This is a genomic window from Lysobacter arseniciresistens ZS79 (assembly GCF_000768335.1).
In the GTDB taxonomy this organism is placed as follows: Bacteria; Pseudomonadota; Gammaproteobacteria; order Xanthomonadales; family Xanthomonadaceae; genus Novilysobacter; species Novilysobacter arseniciresistens.
In genome coordinates this window covers 1-2,380 of the sequence record NZ_AVPT01000066.1, presented here as the reverse complement: position 1 = coordinate 2,380, position 2,380 = coordinate 1, and the positions used below count along the sequence as shown (strand labels likewise).

Genomic DNA, 2,380 nt, shown 5'->3' with positions numbered 1-2,380 from the left:
GATCTGAAGAAGACAGTTGCTCCTACAGGCGTCCATTCGCGCGTCGGGGGCGACGGGGCGACGGGTGGCGCGTCGAGCGGTCGGGCACACGCACGCCACCTCCCGCCCCTGCACTAAGATGGTGCGATGCCCGCCGACGCGCCCGAGTTCGACGCCCTCACCACGCCGCTGGCGTGGACCGGCGCCGACGGCAGCATCGCCGGCTGCAACCAGGCCTTCGCCCGCTGGCTCGGGGTCGGCGCCCGCCGGGTGGTCGGCCGGCCGCTGCCGGCGCTCGACGCCGAGCAGCCCGAGCGCCTCGCCGACGCCCTCGCCCGCATCCACCCCGATGCCGCCCCGCTGCGCCTGCGCCGCATGCACCTGCGCCACCCCGAGGCCGACGAACGCTTCGCCGACCTCTGGCTCAGCGCCCACGGCGACGGCGTGCTGGTCGAGGCCCACCCGGTCGACGAATTCCCCGGCGACGACCCCGCCCTGCTGCTGCCGTCGGCCCTGTCGGCCGCGCTCAAGGGCCTCGCCCACGAACTGCGCAACCCGCTGGCCGGACTCAAGGGGGCGGCCCAGCTGCTCGGCCGCCGCGCCGGCGACGATGCCTCGCGCGAGCTGGTCGGCCTGATCGACAGCGAAGTCGGCCGCCTCGCCGGCCTGCTCGACCGACTGCTGAGCCCGGCGCCGCCGCGCCCGCACGACGCCCTCAACATCCACGCCGTGCTCGAACGGGTCCTCAGGCTGGCCGAGAGCGACGCCGGCTGGGCGGTGCGGCTGCTGCGCGACTACGACCCGAGCCTGCCCGAGTTCACCGGCGACCCCGACCGCCTGACCCAGGCGCTGTGGAACCTGGTGCGCAACGCGATCGAGGCCGGCGCCGGCACCGTCAGCCTGCGCACCCGCGCCGAGCACGGCGTGCGCATCGGCGAGGACGCCCACCCGATGGTGCTGCGGCTGGAGATCGTCGACGACGGCCGCGGCGTACCGGAGGCGCTGGCCGAACGCGTGTTCCTGCCGCTGGTGTCGGGCCGCGCCGAGGGCAGCGGGCTGGGCCTGGCGCTGGCCCAGCAGGTCGCGCGCGAGCACCGCGGCTCGCTGGCCTACCGCTCGCGGCCGGGCCATACCGTGTTCACCCTGCTGCTGCCGATGAACCCGGCCGACGCGGCGGCCGGGGCGGACGACAGCGAAGCCCCGGCGCCGGCCGCGGCGGAGAAACCGCAATGAGCGCACGCATCTGGGTGGTCGACGACGACCGCGCGGTCCGCTTCGTGCTGGCCACCGCGCTGCGCGAGGCCGGCTACGCGGTGACCGAGTTCGAGGGCGCGGCGAGCGCGCTGGCGGCGATCGACCACCCCTCGCCCGAGCTGCCGGCGCCCCGGCTGCTGTTCACCGACGTGCGCATGCCCGGCGACGACGGGCTGGTGCTGCTCGACAAGCTGCGCAGCCGCGCGCCGGACCTGCCGGTGGTGGTGATGAGCGCCTACACCGACGTCGCCAGCACCGCCGGCGCGTTCCGCGGTGGCGCGCGCGAGTTCCTGTCCAAGCCGTTCGACCTCGACGAGGCGGTGGCGCTGGCGCAGCGCACGCTGGCCGCGCGCGAGGACGACGGCGCGGCCACGCCGCCGCCGACGCCGGCCACCGACGCCCCGCTGCTGGTCGGCCACTCGCCGCCGATGCGCGAGCTGTACCGCGCGATCGGCCGGCTCGCGCAGGCGCCGCTGTCGGTGCTGGTCACCGGCGAGACCGGCACCGGCAAGGAGCTGGTCGCGCGTGCGCTGCACCGCGAGTCGCCGCGCGCGGCGCGGCCGTTCGTCGCGCTCAACACCGCGGCGATCCCGGCCGAGCTGCTGGAGAGCGAACTGTTCGGCCACGAGGCCGGCGCCTTCACCGGCGCGAGCCGGCGCCACATCGGCCGGTTCGAGCAGGCCGACGGCGGCACCCTGTTCCTCGACGAGATCGGCGACATGCCCGCGGCGCTGCAGACCCGGCTGCTGCGGGTGCTGGCCGAGGGCGAGTTCTTCCGCGTCGGCGGCCGCGAGCTGGTGCGGGTCGACGTGCGGGTGATCGCCGCGACCCACCAGGACCTGGAGTCGCGCGTGGCCGACGGCCGCTTCCGCGCCGACCTGCTGCACCGGCTCGACGTGGTGCGGCTGCGGCTGCCGCCGCTGCGCGAACGGATCGACGACGTGCCGCTGCTGGCCGAGCGCTTCCTCGCGGTCGCCGCGCGCCGCTTCGACGCCGCGCCCAGGCGGCTGGCGCCGGCCGCCACCCGCCGGCTGCTGGCGCACCGCTGGCCCGGCAACGTGCGCGAACTGGAGAACGTCTGCTGGCGGCTGGCCGCGCTGGCGCCGGCGGAGACCGTCACCGCGGCCGACGTCGAAGCCGCGCTCGG

2 protein-coding genes are annotated in these 2,380 nt (G+C 76.6%); both read left to right on the top strand.

The window, feature by feature from the left end; translation table 11 throughout:
- The first annotated feature begins 126 nt into the window (after positions 1 to 126).
- On the top strand, positions 127 to 1,212 hold the full coding sequence (locus N799_RS13975) for a two-component system sensor histidine kinase NtrB (RefSeq protein WP_052101587.1): 1,086 nt from the start codon (positions 127 to 129) through the stop codon (positions 1,210 to 1,212).
- Positions 1,209 to 2,380, top strand: a 1,172-nt coding sequence (gene ntrC, locus N799_RS13970; protein ID WP_036213921.1) for a nitrogen regulation protein NR(I), incomplete at its 3' end; no start/stop codon positions are given. The genes N799_RS13975 and ntrC, both read left to right, overlap by 4 nt.

Bases quoted from the DNA above. Each gene is read 5' to 3' on its own strand.
- N799_RS13975 (WP_052101587.1), top strand. From the start codon at position 127: ATGCCCGCCGACGCGCCCGAGTTCGACGCCCTCACCACGCCGCTGGCG.